Source organism: Pseudomonas sp. TE3552, from assembly GCF_056278945.1.
The window spans coordinates 5,895,150-5,913,978 of record NZ_JBWBQJ010000001.1 but is presented as its reverse complement, the minus strand read 5'-3'; the positions used below and the strand labels follow the sequence as shown (position 1 = coordinate 5,913,978).

Annotated in this window: 13 protein-coding genes, 1 tRNA gene and 1 pseudogene; 7 read left to right on the top strand and 8 right to left on the bottom strand. The window is 57.7% G+C overall.

What is annotated here, in order from left to right:
• Window positions 1-35 precede the first annotated feature (35 nt).
• From dnaG to ACZ9BB_RS26700, 5 genes and pseudogenes are all read left to right on the top strand, one after another.
• On the top strand, window positions 36-2,003 hold the full coding sequence (gene dnaG / locus ACZ9BB_RS26720; protein WP_476217663.1) for a DNA primase: 1,968 nt from the start codon (window positions 36-38) through the stop codon (window positions 2,001-2,003).
• Window positions 2,004-2,070: 67 nt separating this feature from the next.
• A complete protein-coding gene (rpoD, locus tag ACZ9BB_RS26715; protein WP_253418034.1) occupies window positions 2,071-3,918 on the top strand; it encodes an RNA polymerase sigma factor RpoD in 1,848 nt (615 codons plus the stop codon).
• Between the two features lie 122 nt (window positions 3,919-4,040).
• Window positions 4,041-7,787 carry a bifunctional diguanylate cyclase/phosphodiesterase gene (locus ACZ9BB_RS26710; protein ID WP_476217661.1) on the top strand — a complete coding sequence of 1,249 codons (3,747 nt, stop codon included), beginning with the start codon at window positions 4,041-4,043 and terminating at the stop codon, window positions 7,785-7,787.
• 15 nt (window positions 7,788-7,802) lie between these two features.
• Window positions 7,803-7,879 (top strand) — tRNA-Ile (locus ACZ9BB_RS26705).
• Window positions 7,880-8,004: 125 nt separating this feature from the next.
• Window positions 8,005-8,400 (top strand): annotated as a pseudogene (locus ACZ9BB_RS26700) (site-specific integrase); the annotation flags it as partial.
• 702 nt (window positions 8,401-9,102) lie between these two features.
• Here ACZ9BB_RS26700 and ACZ9BB_RS26695 read toward each other — a convergent pair.
• The 7 genes from ACZ9BB_RS26695 to ACZ9BB_RS26665 all read right to left on the bottom strand — a co-directional run bounded on the left by ACZ9BB_RS26695 (window position 9,103) and on the right by ACZ9BB_RS26665 (window position 15,939).
• Entirely contained in the window at window positions 9,103-9,579 is a 477-nt protein-coding gene (locus ACZ9BB_RS26695) for a hypothetical protein (protein ID WP_476217659.1), read from the bottom strand.
• A 99-nt stretch (window positions 9,580-9,678) separates the two neighbouring features.
• Window positions 9,679-10,416 carry an AraC family transcriptional regulator gene (locus tag ACZ9BB_RS26690; protein WP_476217657.1) on the bottom strand — a complete coding sequence of 246 codons (738 nt, stop codon included), beginning with the start codon at window positions 10,414-10,416 and terminating at the stop codon, window positions 9,679-9,681.
• A gap of 68 nt (window positions 10,417-10,484) precedes the next feature.
• Window positions 10,485-11,867, bottom strand: coding sequence for an MFS transporter (locus tag ACZ9BB_RS26685; RefSeq protein ID WP_476217655.1), 1,383 nt, complete (start codon window positions 11,865-11,867; stop codon window positions 10,485-10,487).
• Between the two features lie 10 nt (window positions 11,868-11,877).
• The gene (locus ACZ9BB_RS26680) at window positions 11,878-12,786 is read right to left on the bottom strand and encodes a diiron oxygenase (RefSeq protein WP_476217653.1); all 909 of its coding nucleotides are present in this window, start codon (window positions 12,784-12,786) and stop codon (window positions 11,878-11,880) included.
• An 11-nt stretch (window positions 12,787-12,797) separates the two neighbouring features.
• Complete coding sequence (locus tag ACZ9BB_RS26675) at window positions 12,798-13,706, bottom strand: TauD/TfdA family dioxygenase (RefSeq protein ID WP_476217651.1); 909 nt, start codon at window positions 13,704-13,706, stop codon at window positions 12,798-12,800.
• Window positions 13,703-15,268 (bottom strand): AMP-binding protein, encoded by a 1,566-nt coding sequence (locus ACZ9BB_RS26670; RefSeq protein ID WP_476217650.1) that lies wholly within the window; start codon window positions 15,266-15,268, stop codon window positions 13,703-13,705. The genes ACZ9BB_RS26675 and ACZ9BB_RS26670 overlap by 4 nt, the downstream gene beginning before the upstream one ends.
• Window positions 15,265-15,939 (bottom strand): thermostable hemolysin, encoded by a 675-nt coding sequence (locus ACZ9BB_RS26665; protein ID WP_476217648.1) that lies wholly within the window; start codon window positions 15,937-15,939, stop codon window positions 15,265-15,267. Before ACZ9BB_RS26665 ends, ACZ9BB_RS26670 begins: the two co-directional genes overlap by 4 nt.
• A gap of 508 nt (window positions 15,940-16,447) precedes the next feature.
• On the opposite strand from ACZ9BB_RS26665, the gene ACZ9BB_RS26660 reads away from it, so the two are divergent.
• Together ACZ9BB_RS26660 and ACZ9BB_RS26655 are read left to right on the top strand one after the other, a co-directional pair.
• Window positions 16,448-16,714, top strand: coding sequence for a DUF3077 domain-containing protein (locus tag ACZ9BB_RS26660; RefSeq protein WP_476218438.1), 267 nt, complete (start codon window positions 16,448-16,450; stop codon window positions 16,712-16,714).
• Between the two features lie 267 nt (window positions 16,715-16,981).
• Window positions 16,982-17,980: an Abi family protein gene (locus ACZ9BB_RS26655; protein ID WP_476217646.1), complete on the top strand. Its 999-nt coding sequence runs from the start codon at window positions 16,982-16,984 to the stop codon at window positions 17,978-17,980.
• A gap of 104 nt (window positions 17,981-18,084) precedes the next feature.
• Here ACZ9BB_RS26655 and ACZ9BB_RS26650 read toward each other — a convergent pair whose 3' ends face one another.
• Window positions 18,085-18,729: a peptidase M41 gene (locus ACZ9BB_RS26650; protein WP_476217644.1), complete on the bottom strand. Its 645-nt coding sequence runs from the start codon at window positions 18,727-18,729 to the stop codon at window positions 18,085-18,087.
• Window positions 18,730-18,829 lie beyond the last annotated feature (100 nt).

Genomic DNA, 18,829 nt, shown 5'->3' with positions numbered 1-18,829 from the left:
TTAGGGTCCATTTCAGCGCAGATGACGAGAACGCCATGGCCGGGCTAATTCCCCAGAGCTTCATTGACGACCTTCTGAACCGCACCGACATCGTCGACGTGGTCAGCTCGCGCCTGCAAATGAAAAAGGCCGGCAAGAACTACACAGCCTGCTGCCCGTTTCACAAAGAGAAAACCCCTTCCTTCAGCGTCAGCCCCGACAAACAGTTCTATTACTGCTTCGGCTGCGGCGCTGGCGGTAATGCCCTCGGCTTCATCATGGACCACGACAACCTGGACTTTCCCCAGGCGGTCGAGGAACTGGCCAAAGCCGCCGGCATGGAAATCCCCCGCGAAGAAAGCGGCCGAGCGCACAAGCCGCGCCAGCCCACTGATTCGCCGCTGTATCCACTGCTCACCGCTGCCGCCGATTTTTACCGCCAGGCCCTGAAAAGCCATCCGGCGCGCAAAGCGGCTGTGGATTACTTGAAAGGTCGCGGCTTGACCGGTGAAATCGCCCGGGACTTCGGCCTCGGCTTTGCTCCGCCCGGCTGGGACAATCTGTTCAAGCATCTGAGCAGCGACACCCTGCAACAAAAAGCCATGATCGATGCCGGCCTGCTGGTCGAGAACGCCGAAACCGGTAAGCGCTACGACCGCTTCCGCGATCGCGTGATGTTCCCGATCCGTGACAGTCGCGGGCGCATCATCGCCTTCGGCGGCCGGGTATTGGGCGATGACAAGCCGAAATACCTGAACTCACCGGAAACCCCGGTTTTCCACAAGGGCCAGGAACTCTACGGTCTTTTTGAAGCACGCAAGAACAACCGCAACCTCGACGAAATCATCGTCGTCGAAGGCTACATGGACGTCATCGCCCTCGCCCAGCAGGGCCTGCGCAATGCCGTGGCAACCTTGGGCACCGCCACCAGCGAAGAACACTTGAAACGACTGTTTCGCGTCGTTCCCAGCGTATTGTTCTGTTTCGACGGCGACCAGGCAGGCCGGAATGCGGCCTGGCGAGCGCTGGAGGCCACCCTTCCGAGCCTGCAGGATGGGCGCCGGGCGCGCTTTCTGTTTCTGCCCGAAGGTGAAGACCCGGACACCCTGGTTCGCTCTGAAGGCACTGACGCCTTCCGCGCACGGATCAATCAGCATGCCCAGCCATTGGCCGACTACTTTTTTCAACAGCTGACCGAGGAATCAGACCCGCGCTCACTCGAAGGCAAGGCCCACATGGCCACCCTCGCCGCGCCGCTGATCGACAAAGTCCCTGGCGCCAACCTGCGCACCCTGATGCGCCAGCGCCTGACCGAAATTACCGGGCTCAGCGGTGAAGCTGTGAGCCAGCTGGTGCAAAGCGCACCTCAGGAAGCACCACCAGCGTACGACCCGGGCATCGATTACGACGCCATGCCGGATTACAGCGACTACCATCAGCCACAGGCGCAAGAGATGTATGTGCCGCAGCAGGAGTGGACGCCGAAGAAGCCTGGCGCAGGCGGCAAGAAATGGGACAAGAAGCCGTGGGACAAGAACGGCAAGCGAGGCGGCGATCGCGATCAGCCGCGCGCACCACGGATACCAGCCGCTGTAGAGCCACCCACACTGGCGGCCTTGCGCACGTTGTTGCATCACCCGCAATTAGCCGAGAAAGTCGAGGATGCCGGGCACTTCGCTGCCGAGGACCATACCAACACACAACTGCTGGTCGCCCTGCTCGAAGCCGTACAGAAGAATCCCAAGCTAAACTCATTTCAACTGATTGCGCGCTGGCACGGCACCGAACAAGGCCGACTGCTAAAAGCGCTGGCAGAAAAGGAATGGCTGATTGATGGAGATAACCTTGAACAACAGTTTTTCGACACCATTACTAGCTTGTCAGCACGCCAACGCGAGCGAAACCTGGAACAACTTCTTCGAAAAGCACGTCAAAGTGAATTGAGTGCCGAAGAGAAAAATCAACTGCGCGACCTTTTAAGCCGCAATGTTTGCGCATCAAGCCCGACCTCAACTGGCGCGTGAGGTCATAGCTCAGGTATAATCCTCGGCTTGTTTTTTGCCCGCCAAGACCTTCAGTGGATAGGGTGTTATGTCCGGAAAAGCGCAACAGCAGTCTCGTATCAAAGAGTTGATCACACTTGGTCGTGAGCAGGGCTACCTGACTTACGCGGAGGTCAACGACCACCTGCCGGAGGATATTTCAGATCCGGAACAGGTGGAAGACATCATCCGCATGATCAATGACATGGGGATCAACGTATTCGAGGTTGCGCCAGATAAGGATTCCCTTATGCTGGCCGACGCCGATACCGACGAAGCCGCGGCCGAAGAGGCAGCAGCAGCGTTGGCAGCGGTCGAGACCGACATTGGTCGCACCACCGACCCAGTGCGCATGTACATGCGTGAAATGGGTACGGTAGAGCTCCTCACACGTGAAGGCGAAATCGAAATCGCCAAACGTATTGAAGAGGGTATCCGCGAAGTGATGGGCGCAATCGCGCACTTCCCTGGCACGGTTGACCATATTCTCTCCGAGTACACTCGCGTCACCACCGAAGGTGGCCGCCTGTCCGACGTCCTGAGTGGTTATATCGACCCGGACGACGGCATTGCGCCGCCTGCAGCCGAAGTGCCACCGCCTGTCGATTCGAAAGCCGTGAAAGCGGACGACGACACCGATGACGATGACGCCGAAGCAAGCGATGACGAAGAAGAAGCCGAAAGCGGTCCGGATCCGGTCATCGCCGCACAGCGTTTTGGCGCTGTCGCCGATCAGATGGAAATCACCCGCAAGGCTCTGAAAAAGCACGGTCGCCACAACAAGGCAGCGATTGCCGAGCTGTTGGCCCTGGCTGAGCTGTTCATGCCGATCAAACTGGTGCCGAAGCAATTCGAAGGCCTGGTCGAGCGTGTTCGCAGCGCCCTGGATCGTCTGCGTCAGCAAGAGCGCGCGATCATGCAACTGTGTGTTCGTGACGCCCGCATGCCGCGTGCCGACTTCCTGCGCCAGTTCCCGGGCAACGAAGTCGACGAAAGCTGGTCCGACGCTCTGGCCAAAGGCAAAAGCAAATACGCTGAAGCCATTGGTCGCCTGCAGCCGGACATCATTCGTTGCCAGCAGAAGCTGACCGCGCTGGAAACCGAAACCGGTTTGACGATCGCCGAGATCAAGGACATCAACCGTCGCATGTCGATCGGTGAGGCCAAGGCCCGCCGCGCGAAGAAAGAGATGGTCGAAGCGAACTTGCGTCTGGTGATCTCCATCGCCAAGAAGTACACCAACCGTGGCCTGCAGTTCCTCGATCTGATCCAGGAAGGCAACATCGGTCTGATGAAAGCGGTAGACAAGTTCGAATACCGCCGCGGCTACAAGTTCTCGACTTATGCCACCTGGTGGATCCGTCAGGCGATCACTCGCTCGATCGCCGACCAGGCCCGCACCATCCGTATTCCGGTGCACATGATCGAGACGATCAACAAGCTCAACCGTATTTCCCGCCAGATGCTGCAGGAAATGGGTCGCGAACCGACCCCGGAAGAGCTGGGCGAACGCATGGAAATGCCTGAGGACAAGATCCGCAAGGTATTGAAGATCGCTAAAGAGCCGATCTCCATGGAAACCCCGATCGGTGATGACGAAGACTCCCATCTGGGTGACTTCATCGAAGACTCGACCATGCAGTCGCCAATCGATGTTGCAACCGTTGAGAGCCTTAAAGAAGCGACTCGCGAAGTCCTGTCCGGCCTCACTGCCCGTGAAGCCAAGGTCCTGCGCATGCGTTTCGGTATCGACATGAATACCGACCACACCCTCGAAGAGGTTGGTAAGCAGTTCGACGTGACCCGTGAACGGATTCGTCAGATCGAAGCCAAGGCGTTGCGCAAGCTGCGCCACCCGACGAGAAGCGAGCATTTGCGCTCCTTCCTCGACGAGTGATCACAGAACCCCCGGCCCAGGCCGGGGGTTTTGCTTTATGCAGATTAAATGCCCCGCACGTCCCCCCCGCCGAATAGCCCGTCTACACTCGAAACATTCCCCCAAGCCATAACGAGACCGTTATGCCCAGATTGCCGACCGTGTTTTTTTTGCTGTCGCTGATGACCTGGACCGCAACGGCTGGCGCGCTGACTCTGACCGACGAAGAACGTAGCTGGCTGGCGGCTCATCCAGAATTGCGCCTTGGCGTCGACGCATCTTGGCCGCCGTTTGAATTTCGCGACGAATATGGGCGTTATCAGGGCCTGGCAGCGGACTATATCAACGTCATCCGTCAACGGCTGGCCATCAAGCTCACGCCCATCGAGCCGGTCAGCTGGACCGAAGTCTTGCAGCAGGCCAAAAAAGGCAAGCTAGACATCTTGCCGGGCATCATGTCGACCCCCGAGCGCCAGACGTACCTGTCGTTCACTCGCCCTTACCTCGACTTTCCGATTGTCATTCTGGCTCATGCCGGAGGTCCTCAACCGCGCAAACTCGAAGACCTGTACGGGCTGAAGATCGCGGTGGTGGAAAACTACGCCCCGCATGAACTGTTACGCTCCCACCATCCTGACCTGAATCTGGTGGCAATGCCCAACGTCAGCTCGGCGCTACAGGCACTGGCCACCGACGCGGTGGACGCCGTAGTAGGCGATCTCGCCTCCAGCGTCTGGAGCCTGCGTCAACTCAAGCTCGAAGGGCTCTACGTCAGCGGTGAAACACCCTATCGCTATCAATTGGCGATGGCCGTCCCCCCAAATAACAAGGTGCTGGTCAGTATCCTGGACAAAGTCCTGGCAGACATGACCCCGAGCGAAATCAGCGCCATCCAGGAACATTGGGTCGGTAATGTCCTGGATCATCGAACCTTCTGGTTTGATTTGCTGATTTACGGCCTGCCAGGATTACTGCTTCTGATGATCGTGCTGGCAGTGGTTATCCGGATCAATCGCCGACTGAGTTCGGAAATTGCCCGCCGGGTCGATCTGGAACAAGAGCTGCGCAGCAGCGAATACCACTACCGCGGGCTGGTGGAGAGTCTTTCAGCTATCGCCTGGGAAGCGCAGATCAGCGACTACACCTACAGCTACGTGTCCCCCCATGCCCAGGACCTCCTCGGCTATCCCCTGTCCCATTGGCTGATTCCAGGCTTCTGGCGCAACATCATCCATCCCGCAGACCTGACCCGGGCCCAGGCCTTCTGCGACCGTGAAGTGGCGGCCGGGCGCGATCACAGCGTCGATTACCGGGTCATCACCGCCGATGGCCGCTGCCTGTGGGTCCGCGATCTCGTCAGCCTGATCGAGCACGGCCATGAACCGGTACTGCGCGGGCTGATGATCGACATCAGCGAGGCCAAGCGCACCGAAGAGGCCCTGCGCCTGTCGGAACAGAAGTTCGCCTCGGTGTTCCAGCAATGCCCGGACATTCTGGTCATTGCGCGGCTTTCCGACGGCTGCCTGCTGGAAGTCAACGAAGCGTTCGAAGAACAGATCGGCCTCAAGGCCGAAGACGTCATAGGCCAGACGGCCACCGACCTGAATATCTGGGGCGTACCCGGCGTGGGACCGGGTTTGCTGCAGCGGTTGCAGGCCGGCAGTATCCGCAACCTGGAGATGCCCTTTCGCCGCAGCAATGGCCAGGTGTTCACCGGCCTGATTTCCGCCGAGCCTTTCGATCTCGATACAACCCCGGCCCTGGTAGTCGTTGTGCGGGACATCAGTCAACTCAAGGAAACCCAGCAACAGTTACAAACCTCCGAAGAGAAATTCGCCAAGGCCTTCCATGCCTCTCCTGACGGCTTGCTACTGTCCCGGCAGAGTGATGGCCTGCTGTTGGAGGTCAACGAAGGCTTCAGCCGTATTACCGGCTTCAACAGCGCGATGTCCGTGGATAGGTCGGCGCTGGACCTGGGGATCTGGGTCAATCTCAACGAACGCAAACAAATGCTCGAGTTGCTGCACCGGGACGGTTTCGTTCGCGACTTCAGTTGCCACATCCGCCGCAAAGACGGGCAGATCCGGCTCTGCGAGGTTTCAAGCCGCCCGCTGCCCATCGGCGATGAAGATTGCATGCTGACAATTGCCCGGGACATTACCGAGCGCCACCTGATGCAGGAGAAACTGCAACAGGCCGCCACGGTGTTCGAGAGCACCGCCGAGGGCGTGTTGATCACCGACACCCAACAGCACATCAGCGCGGTCAATCGCGCGTTCACCGAAATCACCGGCTACAGCGAGGCCGAGGCATTGGGCCACACCCCTCGCCTGCTCGCCTCGGGTCTGCACGACAGCGCATTCTATGCGGCGATGTGGCATCAACTAACGGCCGAAGGTCATTGGCAAGGCGAAATCTCCAACCGGCGCAAGAATGGCGAGCTCTATCCGAGCTGGCTGACCATCAGCGCGGTGCGCAACCGGAACAAATTCATCACTCACTTTGTTGCGGTATTCGCGGACATTTCCAGCCTCAAGCACGCTCAGGCCAAACTCGACTACCAAGCGCACCACGACCCTCTGACCGGCCTGCCAAACCGCACGCTATTCGAGAGCCGGCTGTTGACCGCACTGAACAACCAACAGGAAAACGGTGGCCAGGGCGCGGTGTTGTTCCTGGACCTGGACCGCTTCAAACATATCAACGACAGCCTCGGCCACCCGGTCGGCGACCTGCTGCTCAAGGGCATTGCCGTGCGCCTCAAGGAGCAGTTACGCGATATCGACACCGTAGCGCGCTTGGGCGGCGATGAATTCATCATCCTGCTTCCCGGCCTGCAACAGTCCAGCGATGCCGACAACATTGCCACCAAACTGCTCAATTGCTTCGCCGCCCCTTTCCAGGCCGGCGAGCACGAGTTTTTCATCAGCGCCAGCATCGGCACCAGCCTGTATCCCAAGGACGGCGGCGACGTTGCCACGTTGATCAAGAACGCCGATGCCGCGATGTATCGCTCCAAGGCCAAGGGCCGTAACCGGGTTGAAAGCTACACCCGCGACCTCACCGCCCAGGCCAGCGAACGGGTGGCGCTGGAGCATGAACTGCGGCGCGCCATCGAGCGCAATGAGCTGTTTCTGTACTACCAGCCCAAAATCAGCCTCGACGACCATCGAGTGGTCGGTGCCGAAGCGCTGATACGCTGGCATCACCCCACCTTCGGCGATGTCCCCCCCGAGCACTTCATCCCCTTGGCCGAAGAAAACGGCATGATCCTGCAAATCGGCGACTGGGTACTCGAGACAGCCTGCCGACAGATGTACGAGTGGAACCAGGTCTATGAGTGCCTGGGCCCACTCTCGGTCAACCTCGCGGGCGCTCAATTGCGCCAACCGAACCTGCTCGGCCGGATCGAGCAATTGCTCAAGGACAACCGCCTCAAACCCGGCTTCCTGCAACTGGAGATCACTGAAAACTTCATCATGAGCCAGGCCGAAGAAGCGCTGACAGTGCTGCATCAACTCAAACGCCTGGGCGTGCAACTGGCAATCGATGATTTCGGTACCGGCTATTCCTCCCTGAGCTACCTCAAACGCCTGCCTTTGGACATCCTCAAGATCGACCAGTCCTTCGTCCGCGGCCTGCCGGACGACCCGCATGACGCGGCAATTGTTCGCGCAATCATCGCCCTGGGCCGCAGCATGCAATTCACCGTCATCGCCGAGGGCGTCGAAACCCAGGCCCAGCAACAATTCCTCACTGCCGAAGGCTGCGAACAGATCCAGGGCTACATCGTCAGCCTGCCACTTCCCCCCGACGAATACGCCGCGACGTTTCTTCGTACAGCCGTATTGGATTTTTCGGATAGCACAGCCGAGAAACCATCGCTATAATCCGCGACCTACTGAGGGCCTATAGCTCAGTTGGTTAGAGCAGAGGACTCATAATCCTTTGGTCCACGGTTCAAGTCCGTGTGGGCCCACCAACTCCAAAGCCGCGCATTGCGCGGCTTTCGTGTTTCTGGATGGACCGCCGCAGATACAGTCCTATGGTCCAAGGGTACAAATTAGGTACAGTGCTGGTTCGCCAGCCGCCTAGGAGCCCCCTCTCATGGCAACTCTCGTCAAAACTACTTCCGGCACCTGGAAGGCCCTGATTCGCAAAACTGGCTGGCCAACTGTGGCTAAAACCTTCCGCACCAAGCGTGATGCGGAGGACTGCTCTCGTCGTACCGAAGACGAAATGGTCAGAGGTGTGTACATCCAGCGCAGCGGCTCCGAGCGCATGACGCTGGAAGCAGCGCTCAAGCGCTACTTGAGCGACATTACCCCCACCAAGAAGCCCACCACTCAGCGTGGCGAAACCTCGAAAGCCAAGAAGCTCATCGAGCACCTGGGCAAATACTCACTGGCTGCCCTCTCCGCTGACATCATCGCCGGCTATCGCGACAAGCGCCTGAACGAACCCAGCCGTGGTGGAAACATCAGCAACAACACCGTACGCCTCGCAGGGCTCACCCTACGCGGAATCGCAAGCGGTGCCGCCTCACCGATCACCAAGGGGCTTAACCGACAGTCCACGCGCCGCGACATGCAGTCGGGGCAAATGGTCACTGCTGGAAGATTGAACCACCTTGCGGCCGGTAACACAGCTTGGAACCCAGCCTATCGACAGCACGTCATGCAGAACATGGGTAAAAACTGGGGAAGTGCTACCGGGGGCAAAGTAAATCAGTAGCCCCTGACGCACGGCTCATCAGACCTCGCTTCGGCGGGGTCTTTTTTTGAGCGTCAGGCATGGCGCGTTGCGCGCAAACGCAACCAGCTTGGCTGTGGTGGCCACACTGGTGACTTGGAGGCGGAAGTCTTCTACGCACCGGCAAGGGGAAGTGTTAGCCAAAAGCAAGGGGCGCGGGCAACTGCGAATCTGAAGGAAGCCTGAGGCAAAATGCTGGCCAGACGAACAGCAAGCGAATAGAGGCGACCAACATCGTCAAAGCCCGATAATTACGCGGAACGCTGCGACGTAGATACGATCCACCGGCTTAGCCGTATAACCTGAATCGCCATTTGCGAAACGGACGCACGGTGGTATGAGAGGGCGGCGGATGTGAATCCGCCTCCTGGTGGATGCTGGTTACACGGCGCCACAGCCAATGATGCATTGGACTGCTGTGCTTTATTTTTCGGCAGTGTGCCAAGTGGCACATCAGAAGATTTTCAGGGTTAACTGACTCAGGTCCAAATGGCTTTGCAGCAGCATCACCAGCAGGATCAGTGACGTGCATGTCGCCTGACCTAAAACCCCCAGATGGATCTTCTGAGCAGCCGGCAGCCATTGCTCGGCGCTTGGGCTCGTTGCCTCGAGGACTTCGTTGGCCGGGTCGCGCAAACGTTTTTCGAACACCGAATCAAGGGCAAAGATGGCGACGCTGAGCAGAAACCATACCTCGAAACAACGCTGCCAATCCTTCAGCCAGAACATCAGAATGCCGCTAAGGATCAGCCCCCAACCGGCAACGTTATACAAGCGGTCACTGAAAGCCAGGCCTCCCAGCAACAACGGTTTGGTCGCGTCGCTGCAGCTCTTGAGCCTCGCCGAAAGCCAGGGGGCAAACAGTAACGGGCCGGTAGCGGCTACCGCAGCCAGTGCGTGAACGATTTTCAACCCTTCGTAATGGATCATCAGCTATCAACCTCATTGATTGGAGGTGTCTAGGCTAAGGCAGTACGTTGTTGTCTAAAATGATTCGGAGGGACGGATGATCGAACAAAACCGACATGTCTAAGCCAGGCCCTCCAGTGCTCCCGTGCTCGCAGCCTGCAAGGTACTGCGTACCTTGCCTGGGCTGCTGCCGGTGATGCGCCGAAACCAGTGACCAAACGAATCGCCCGAGGCAAATCCCAAGTGCTGCGCCAGGGTCTCGTTGGTGTTCTCGACCGCCAGGCCACGGTATGCCTCCACGAGCAGCAGGCGGTTGTGCCAGTCCGTGTAACGTAAACCGGTATCCTTTCGAAACAGACGTGCCAGAGTCCGCTCGGTGGCGCCTACCTCGCGACCCCATTCGGTCAGGTTCTTACGCATCCCAGGCCTGGCAATCAGTTGCTCGGTGACACGTTTGAGCCGTGTGTCCCGCGGTAAAGGCAGGACCATATTGCTGGGCGCCAGGTCTTCGATGTCCTCGAACAACAATTGCAACATGCTGCCGCGCCGTTGTTCGGAAAGCGGCCGAGTGCTTTCCTCGGCCAATCGGTCGCACAGGGCGATAATCAGCAGGGATGCATCGATCAGCTTGATGCTCGGAGAGAAGCGTTCGCACAACTCCGGGCCAAGGTACAAGACCGTGAGGTCTACCTGGGTGTAAGCCTCACCAGAGTGCAAGGTCTGTGGCGGAATCCAGACCGCCATTCCCGGTTTGAGTAACCAGCGTTGCTCGACGGCATTGCCATGGAGCACGCCCTTTTTCACTAACACGAATTGCCCGAGGTGGTGTCGATGAGGCTCGCTCTCCTCATCGGCCATCTTGGTCAACTGCCTTTCAATAACTAATGCTGTGTGATCCATGTCAGCGAAATGCATTGTTACTCCGTCTACCTTTTTTGCGGTCCGCCGCGCGAAGGCAGTCCAAAGGCAAAGAGTAAACCGACCGTCATCAAAAGACCTAGCAGCAGGAAAGTGATCTGGTAGGCCAGGCTGGGCGGCAGGTACAGCGCAATAGCCACCATCGCATTGACGCCGAACGCCGCCCCAAGGTTACGCAGAAATTGCACCGTGGACGTGTAGGCTCCCAACTGATCATGCGGGGCGCTGTTCTGCGCGAGCACCAGGGTCGTAGTGGCCGTCAAGCCCATCCCCAGCCCGACCAGTACCTGGCCTGCACCAATGGCCAACCACTGCGACCATTGCAGTCCTGCAGCCACCCCTATGCAACCGAGCATCAGCATCGACATCCCAACTATCGCCATGGGCCTGAAGCCGATGCTCGACAGACGCTTGCCACAGACGGTCGCTCCTACCACCCAGCCTAACGCGGCCAGCATGATCAGCACCCCTGTCGACAATGCGCTGCCCGCCGAACGGCTGAGAGCGATGGGCAACAAGCTGACTGTGGCGTACAAACCGATGCTCGAGATAACCACCAAGGCCATGACCGCTCCCAGCGCTGGCCGATCAAAGAACCCCAATGGCACCGGACTGCCGGCGGGTGCCGCGCGGACTCGAGCTACCAGTGCCACAAGACTGATCAGCATCACAATCGCCAGCGTCGGTATCGGGTGCGGGATCATCTCAAGGTGCTGACTGCTCAACATGAACAGTCCAGCACAGGCGGCGATGGCCAAAAAAAACTGCGCCATGGGATCCACAGTCCTGGCTGACTGACCTCGGCCGATCACGGGTGTGAAAAGCAGCACCATCAATGCCAGAAAGCCCAGTGGCAGATTGAGCCAAAAAACTGCACGCCAGCTCAAGGTGCTGCCCAGTACCGTACCAGCAACAGGGCCCAATACCGCAGCCAGGCCCCAGACGCTGCTGAGCATTCCCTGCATGCTGGCACGCTTTGGCCCTTCGAAGAGCGATGCCAGCATCGAGTAGGAAAGAACGATGATGCCACCTGCCCCGATTCCTTGCAGGGCTCTGCCTGCAATCAGCACGACCATGCTCTGGCTACTGGCAACCACTGCCGACGCGGCGATGAAGATCAGCAGGCTGACTTTCATCATCGAAGAAACCCCGAATCGATCAGCCAGTGCGCCGGCTAGCGGCGCAATGAGTGCCAAAGGTAGCAAGAAGCCCGAGACAACCCAGGGATAGAACGTTGTGTCCTGCATTTGCGCATTGATCTGCGGCAGTATGGTGCTGACCGCAGTGCTGTCCATGGCAGCGAGAAACAGGGCGACGAGCACTGCCAGGACGCTCAGGGAATGCTTCTCCTGTCTGACCGATTCAATTGGTGCAAGCGTTTGCGGCTTCATGCCTGCGTCCTTAGTGGAAGTATTGGGTGTGAACCGTGTTGGCCCTGGAAAATTCCCACACGATGGCCGTAGTATCGACATCCATGTGCTCATCGACATTGCGAATCAGGTCGTGCGACTGGATGATCTCTTTGAAGCGCAGCGTCATGTCCAGCTGAGTACTGGCGGCCTTGTTATCTTGCGCGTAATCCAGATTGAATGCCGCCTTGATTTGCTCGGCACTGGTAATGGCCAACTGAGTGTTCATTTCCTCGGTGTCTTGTATCAATTGGTGCATTCGCCGACGTTCAGACGCGGTGAATGAGGGGATCACATGCTCAAAGATGAAGTGATCACACTGGATGTGTCGCGCCTCATCCAGACCATGAAAATGCAGCAGGCGGGTCAGCAGGCTTTGCTGCATGGGGTCGAGCACCTTCAACCGACGTTCGAAGACCGTGATGACGGACTCACCTACATAGGCGGTTGCACAAAGGGCGGCCAGTTTGACGATAGGTGAGTCGTTGCCGTCGTAGAGTGCCCGCCGCTCGTTGAACAGATTGTCCTTGAGCTTTATATCGCGCCCGGACAGGTGCCTGATGTACTGATAGAAGCTACTGGCATGGTTGATTTCTTCCGAGGCGAAACACGACAACGCGCCATACAGGGCGTCGCCTGCAGCCAGGACATTATTGCTCTCGGCCTGCACTTCGCAGAGGATCCGCGTCATAGTGTTGGCAACGTGCATTTCGATTTCGGCCAACTGCCCCAGCTCCTTGTACAGATAAGCCACGGCCTTTTCCGGCTGGTCGGCTTGCCCGACCAGGGCTTTTGACAGGAACTGCAATTCGGCATCGGTACGTGCGCACTCCCAATCCATGCGATTGGGGTGAAGATAATTGATATGAGCCAGTTGGTTGATGGCTTTCAAGGCATTCATGGGCAAGTCTCTCAATCGATATAGGAAAGGGCGTTGAAAATGGTTCGGGCTGGATCGTCGATAGGTCGACGCCCATGCATGACCCGGGTGTTGTCGATCAGCACCACGTCACCGCGCTGCCAGCCGACGTCTACCGTCAAGCGCTGGCAAATCGCGTCCACCTCCTCCAGTAACTGCGGGTCGATAGGCTCACCATCTGCGTAGGTGATCCGCGGTGCCTCGTAATGGTTGGACGGGCCGAAAATACTGTTGGCGAAATGCAGTTCTTCCGCGCTGCCAAGCCGGCTGGTGCGGATGGCGGGTGTGTGAAAGCGATAGGTAATCGAGCCGTCCTCGTTGAGATCGATCTGCGAGGACGCGTCCCCGGCGGTGAGCGACAGCAGGTCCTGCAAGGTGACGGCCTCGACGCTGGCTGGCGTATTTTTGCCTTGCGCCAGCGCGTGGAAGGCATAGGTCTTCCACTTGAGTGCTTCTACTCGTCGGGCATACATGATGTCCCGCTCGGTAAAAGCCGCACGCTGCGCGGGGCTCAAGTGCTGGTAGACGGCATTGCCATCGCACAAGGTCGTTTGCGATCCCCGTGCAGGCGCTATCTGGCAATAGAACCAGCAAAGGTCCGGCCAGAATGGGCTATTACCGTTTTCACAGTGCAAACCAACGCCATCCAGACCGGCATCGACTTTCTGAGCCGTATCGCCATCGAAGCTGCGCGCCGGGTCCAGACTGATCCTGCTACTGGTCTGACGCACCAGCCGGGAAAAGCTTTCGATACTGTGCTCGAATCCGCGTAGTACCAGATAGCCATGGTTGGCTAACAGGTGCTTCAGATAGTGCGGCGCCAGCGCGCTCAATTCCTGTGGTGCGCCCGGCATCACAATCAGGCCGCCATGCGCGGTATGGGCCAGGGTGTCGAGCTTCATGCACAAATCCTCACAGTTGAATCCTTCAGGAACGCCGACAGCTCAGTGCGGCGTGGTCGTCCGGTGACCGTGAACAGCCGCCCCATGACCTCTTCGCTATGGGCAATCAGTACGGGATGCGGAATCTGTTCGATTTCGTTGAGATGCTCGCGGGCAAAACGCGCGATTGCCGCTCTGACCTCGGCCGGCCTTGCGTGGGCATTGATAATGAACAGCCCACCCAGAAACGCCTGGCGATCGCCAAAGACAATCACCTGTTCGACGCCCGGTATCTGGCGGTAGGCCGACTCGAGCCACTCCGGCGACACGTTGCGACCATTGGCGGTAATGATCATGGTTTTCTTGCGGCCAATGATGCTGACGAACCCATCCGGGTCGATGCTGGCCAGGTCTCCGGTATGCAGCCAGCCTTCGGCGTCGATGACGCAGCTGCTGGGATCCTCGTTGGAGTAGCCGGCAAACAGCGAACTGCTGCGCAGGCACAATTCACCATCCTCGGCCAGGCGTAACTCCACATGGGGCAATGCCTGTCCGACACTGCCCAGGCGGTTGGCGCCACGGAAGTTCCAGGTCGCCACCGAACTGTTCTCACTGAGGCCATAGCCTTGGAAAATGTCGATGCCCAATTGCTGCAGACGGAACAGAACCTCATGGTCCACGGGCGCCCCGCCGGCTGCCAATAATGGTAATCGAGGTGTACCAAAGAGTTGTTCGATACGTTGGTGCTCTGAGGGGCCCAAGGTTTCAGCGCGGTGGGCAATGGCTTCCACCAGCGCGGGCGTCAAGGTCATCGCCGTTGGCCGGGCGCTGCAAATCAGAGCCAGGCGTTCGTCGGCGATCGCACCGGGGCTGCCCAATGGCGGCAGACTGGCGGGCGGCAGCACCACCGCACCGCCGGAGGTCAATGGCATGTAAAGTGCCGTGACCTGTTCAATCAGCAGGCTCAAAGGCACCAGCACCAGATAGCGCTGGTAATCATCGCGCCGGGCTCTCTGCCATAGGGCCTGGACTAATGCACTCAAGCCGTCGCGCCGAATCTTTACGCCCTTGGGTTTTGAAGTCGTGCCGGAAGTATGAATGACCTTGATCACGCTGTCGGCGCCCGCTTCGCAAGCGACGGGGTCCGGTATGGGGTGCGCTGCGGCCTGAGTCTCCAAGGCTACCGAGCGCACGGTTGCCGACAACTCGAGCCCGTTAGTGCGCCACTCCTGAAGCTTGCGCGCACCCATTTCATCGATCAGGACCAGCGCGCACCCCTGTAACAAATGCGCCGCCTGGTCTGCGGAAAAAGCCAGCGGCACCGGCACCTCCACACGCTTGCTTATCATCAGCGCCAGATCGGCCAGCACCCACTGGGTGCTGTTGCCCATCACAATGCCGACGGAGCTTGACGGTAGCGTCTCACCCTCAATTTTCCAGGCCAGGTTTTGAGCTTGTGTCACCAACTGCTGGTACGTCAGGGCTACCGACTCGGTGATGGCGGGGTCCTCCGCCAATTGCACTACGGCCGCCGCGTCAGGAGTACGTTGCGCCTGGACCATTATTTCAGTAAGGACATTCATGCGGCGATCTGCTTGGTAGTAGCGGTGAGATGTTCAAAGGCAGAGAACGTCAGTCTTCCGCAAAACTGATTGAACAGGTGGGAGCATTCTTCCAGCAGGATCACTCCGGTCTTGGGCGATTGCGCGTAGTAACTCCCCCACTGTTGCCGCTCCAGCTCCGACAGGCGATTGATGTCGGCGTCCCCGATAATGCGCAGCGGGATACCGTGGTATTCGAATAAGGTGCGCAACCGGCGCGTCGAGGTGCACAAGATCGCCTTGACCCCCATGAACCAGGTGAGAATCGGCAAAGCACGGATGATCTCCGCCGCCGCATTGGGGTCGTCAGAAGCCAGCGAACCGATTTCCACGATTTGTTCACGGCGCGAAACCCGCTGAGTCAGCGACGCTAATACGCTCTCGACCGGGCTGTCGAAATAACGCTCGGAAAAAAGTTGGTTGGTGGGCGATGCAAAGGAAATCCCCGCGCAGGCGGTTAGCGTTCCGTTTGTGTGGTCGCGACGGGAAATCAGCAGGTCGGGGTTGGGAGTAATCTCGGCGTTGTAACGTCGTTGGTAGATATCCCGGATATAAGTCAATGCAGCGGTTGCGCCCTGATCGTTTCTTTTTATTATTTCGAGCCGCGCATGATCATTATCATCTCGATGAGATGTGTGAATAAAACTATTCAAGACGTATCCCTGTACTTGGCATTTACCTGTGATCAGGTTACGTAACGGCCAAGGTTACGAAAATGCTCAATCAGGACAACTAATCGAATGAAACGGACGACGGCCATCGGTCATGCTTCAGCACTCTCGACGTCCTGCCAATGACTCAATCAATGGTCTTTTTGAGAACCTGCATTCCGCTGGAAGCTGCTCAAAAGAAAAAGGCCAACACTCGGCATTGGCCTTTTTACGGTTCTTTCAACAAGCGGATGACGGGTCAAGGGGTTGGTGCGGCCCGCAGGAGCGAAGCGACGAGGACTCGGCCCCTTGACGCGGCAGGAGCGACCAACGCCGCCCTTGACACCACATCCAGCAAAAACCTTGGTACTTTGATCAATGCACGCTTTCACATGTGCCATGTACCTCCACCACATTCACAGTTTACAAGGCGTACTTGCGCGCAACCAGGAACGCTTCAAATCTGAAGTCTTTGTTCATGAACAAGACTTCTTAAAACTCGCCAGGAACCATCGGCTTCACGCCCTTCACCTATTGCTCGGATCAGCCACTGTTCCACGTCAGCGCTGGCGTCCCCATCGTCGACGCATTGACTCAGGCCTCCGATCTGCTGTTCCTCGCCAAATCATTTGCAGAGGACGCAGCCTACGCAAAAGACACCGACCGTCACGCTTGGGCCGCGCACTATCTGACGGCGATGAGCAAAGCGGTGATTGATGATGTGGTGAAAGTGCTTACACCGCGACCTGCTCGGACCAAAGACGAATCCGAGGTTTAGTCGGACCAACCAGAAAGCCACGCAATGCGTGGCTTTTTTGTGCTTTTTCAGACTCTACACTTGAGAAAAGATCAGTCTCCCGTCAATAACAGCAACGAGATCACTCATGCAAAACCCGGCATATCCGCCTATCGAGCCTTCAGCAAAAAACTTGCAAAGCGATGCGGTTGTACCTAGTCTTGCCCGCAACACACCCGCCATGCCTATGGTTGCGTCAGCAGCCAAGCACAAATTGCGCGGGTTTTTTTTGCCCGGAGCTTTTAGGGCATGAGAGTTTTCCATAAGCCCGTCATCGACATCACCGCACAGATCGAATTGCTCAAGCAACGCGGGTTGAATATCCAGGATGACACACGGGCTCGCCACTTTTTACAGGCAGTGAGCTTCTTTCGCCTAACCCCCTACATGCGAACTTTCCAGCAAGCGGAGGACGAAGACCACCCCTTCCGAAAAGGTGCCGGATTTCGTGACCTGACCACGCTTTATGATTTCGACCGCCGCCTGCGTCTACTTGTCATGGATGCCATCGAACGCGTCGAGGTTGCAGTTCGTTCTCTGATCAGCAATCACATGGGACCGAATCATGGTGGACATTGGTACACGGAAGCGCGGTTGTTTCAGCACTCCTATGACCATGCTCGATTGCTGGAAACCATACGTACCAAGCAAAACGCTGCTAGACGCGACTACGAAAAAGAGTGCCAACGGATAGATCGCTTGCAAACCGATGAAGGGCGAAAGGATCACCTAAAACGCCAACGAGCCAAGGAAAGCTACGCCCGGCACTATCCAGTAACGTATGACCAACCATCACTGATGCCGGGATGGGCCATGCTGGAAGAACTGACCTTGGGTGATCTGTCACATCTTTACAAAGGGCTGGCACGAGACGTCGACAAGAAAATCATCGCCAAAAGCCTCGAACTGCCAGCACCACTGTTGCAGTCATGGCTGCATACATTGACCACCATCCGTAACATTTGTGCCCATCATGCAAGGCTGTGGAATCGAGAGCTGGGTATACGGCCAGAACTGCCTAAGAAAACTCGCTTCCCGTGGCCGCTTGCGTTACTTCAGCAGGGACAGCATCCACGGATTTTCTCGGTTTTGTGCATTCTCAATCACCTGATGCGCCAAGTGAGCCCGCACACCAGCTGGGATCGTCGCTTGCGGGATTTGATGCGGGAGTTTCCAAATGTGAATCAGCGAGCAATGGGGTTTCCACAAGATTGGCACCAAGACCCGTTCTGGCAAATAGCTGAGTAATTCAATAGAAAACCAAAAGTCTCGCTGCTCACCAAGACCAAGACTCTAGTGAACATGAATAACAGCCGCTCATTTACGATGTCCCCAGCGCGCCACCGGGGTGCTTACTCCCAAACACTCAACGCTGGGATCGCCTGCACGGGCAGCAGCCCTTCAAGCCCTTCACCCGTCAACACAACCTCATACGAGTCCCCAGCCCTCCCCCAAAGGTCCACAAGGACCATGCGGTCTACCAGAATCTCTGCCAATCCGGTAATCGTGTCGGCCAATGCCTCCACGATCTTTTGAGTCCGCAACCACAAGCGATCATTAATCGCTGTCAGTTCAGCAATGATGCTGTCAGACGACGCTGGGTCCGTATCGGGGTAGGCGATATTTCGAAGCAAATACCGGAGCTCTCTTATTTTCGCGTAGTCCTGTTCCGCGCCAAGCTCTCCTTTGAGGATGGCTCCCGCTTTCGGCTCATCGACGTGTTTTTTGGGTGAGTGTTTTGGAGGCAATGTCTGCCCCATCGCTCCGGCGAAGAGGACCATGATCCGGCCTTCCAAATGCGCCTTCATTTGTTCGATCGACGAGATAGACCGGCTCAAGGTAATGGAAGCCCCCCCATGGTGCGTCAGGCCCATGGTCACTTTCAGGGTCACATCGCCCGTTTCAAAACCCAGGGCTCGGGCTATGACGTAATGCCCCATTTCGTGATTGGCAATCTGCAGTGCATAGTCGCGCAGAGACGCAGGCATGTTCTTCATTTCGATCCCCTCGCTTCACAGCCCCTAGTTGGGCATTCGACTACGAGTGACAATTTGTGTCCATCCAATTAACCCGTTGAGGGTATGGACTGCCTGTAAT

What these genes read in the sequence shown, in the direction of transcription:
- dnaG (WP_476217663.1), top strand. Translation starts at nt 36, where the DNA reads ATGGCCGGGCTAATTCCCCAGAGCTTCATTGACGACCTTCTGAACCGC.
- rpoD (WP_253418034.1), top strand. Translation starts at nt 2,071, where the DNA reads ATGTCCGGAAAAGCGCAACAGCAGTCTCGTATCAAAGAGTTGATCACA.
- ACZ9BB_RS26710 (WP_476217661.1), top strand. Translation starts at nt 4,041, where the DNA reads ATGCCCAGATTGCCGACCGTGTTTTTTTTGCTGTCGCTGATGACCTGG.
- ACZ9BB_RS26695 (WP_476217659.1), bottom strand. Translation starts at nt 9,579, where the DNA reads ATGATCCATTACGAAGGGTTGAAAATCGTTCACGCACTGGCTGCGGTA.
- ACZ9BB_RS26690 (WP_476217657.1), bottom strand. Translation starts at nt 10,416, where the DNA reads ATGGCCGATGAGGAGAGCGAGCCTCATCGACACCACCTCGGGCAATTC.
- ACZ9BB_RS26685 (WP_476217655.1), bottom strand. Translation starts at nt 11,867, where the DNA reads ATGAAGCCGCAAACGCTTGCACCAATTGAATCGGTCAGACAGGAGAAG.
- ACZ9BB_RS26680 (WP_476217653.1), bottom strand. Translation starts at nt 12,786, where the DNA reads ATGAATGCCTTGAAAGCCATCAACCAACTGGCTCATATCAATTATCTT.
- ACZ9BB_RS26675 (WP_476217651.1), bottom strand. Translation starts at nt 13,706, where the DNA reads ATGAAGCTCGACACCCTGGCCCATACCGCGCATGGCGGCCTGATTGTG.
- ACZ9BB_RS26670 (WP_476217650.1), bottom strand. Translation starts at nt 15,268, where the DNA reads ATGAATGTCCTTACTGAAATAATGGTCCAGGCGCAACGTACTCCTGAC.
- ACZ9BB_RS26655 (WP_476217646.1), top strand. Translation starts at nt 16,982, where the DNA reads ATGAGAGTTTTCCATAAGCCCGTCATCGACATCACCGCACAGATCGAA.
- ACZ9BB_RS26650 (WP_476217644.1), bottom strand. Translation starts at nt 18,729, where the DNA reads ATGAAGAACATGCCTGCGTCTCTGCGCGACTATGCACTGCAGATTGCC.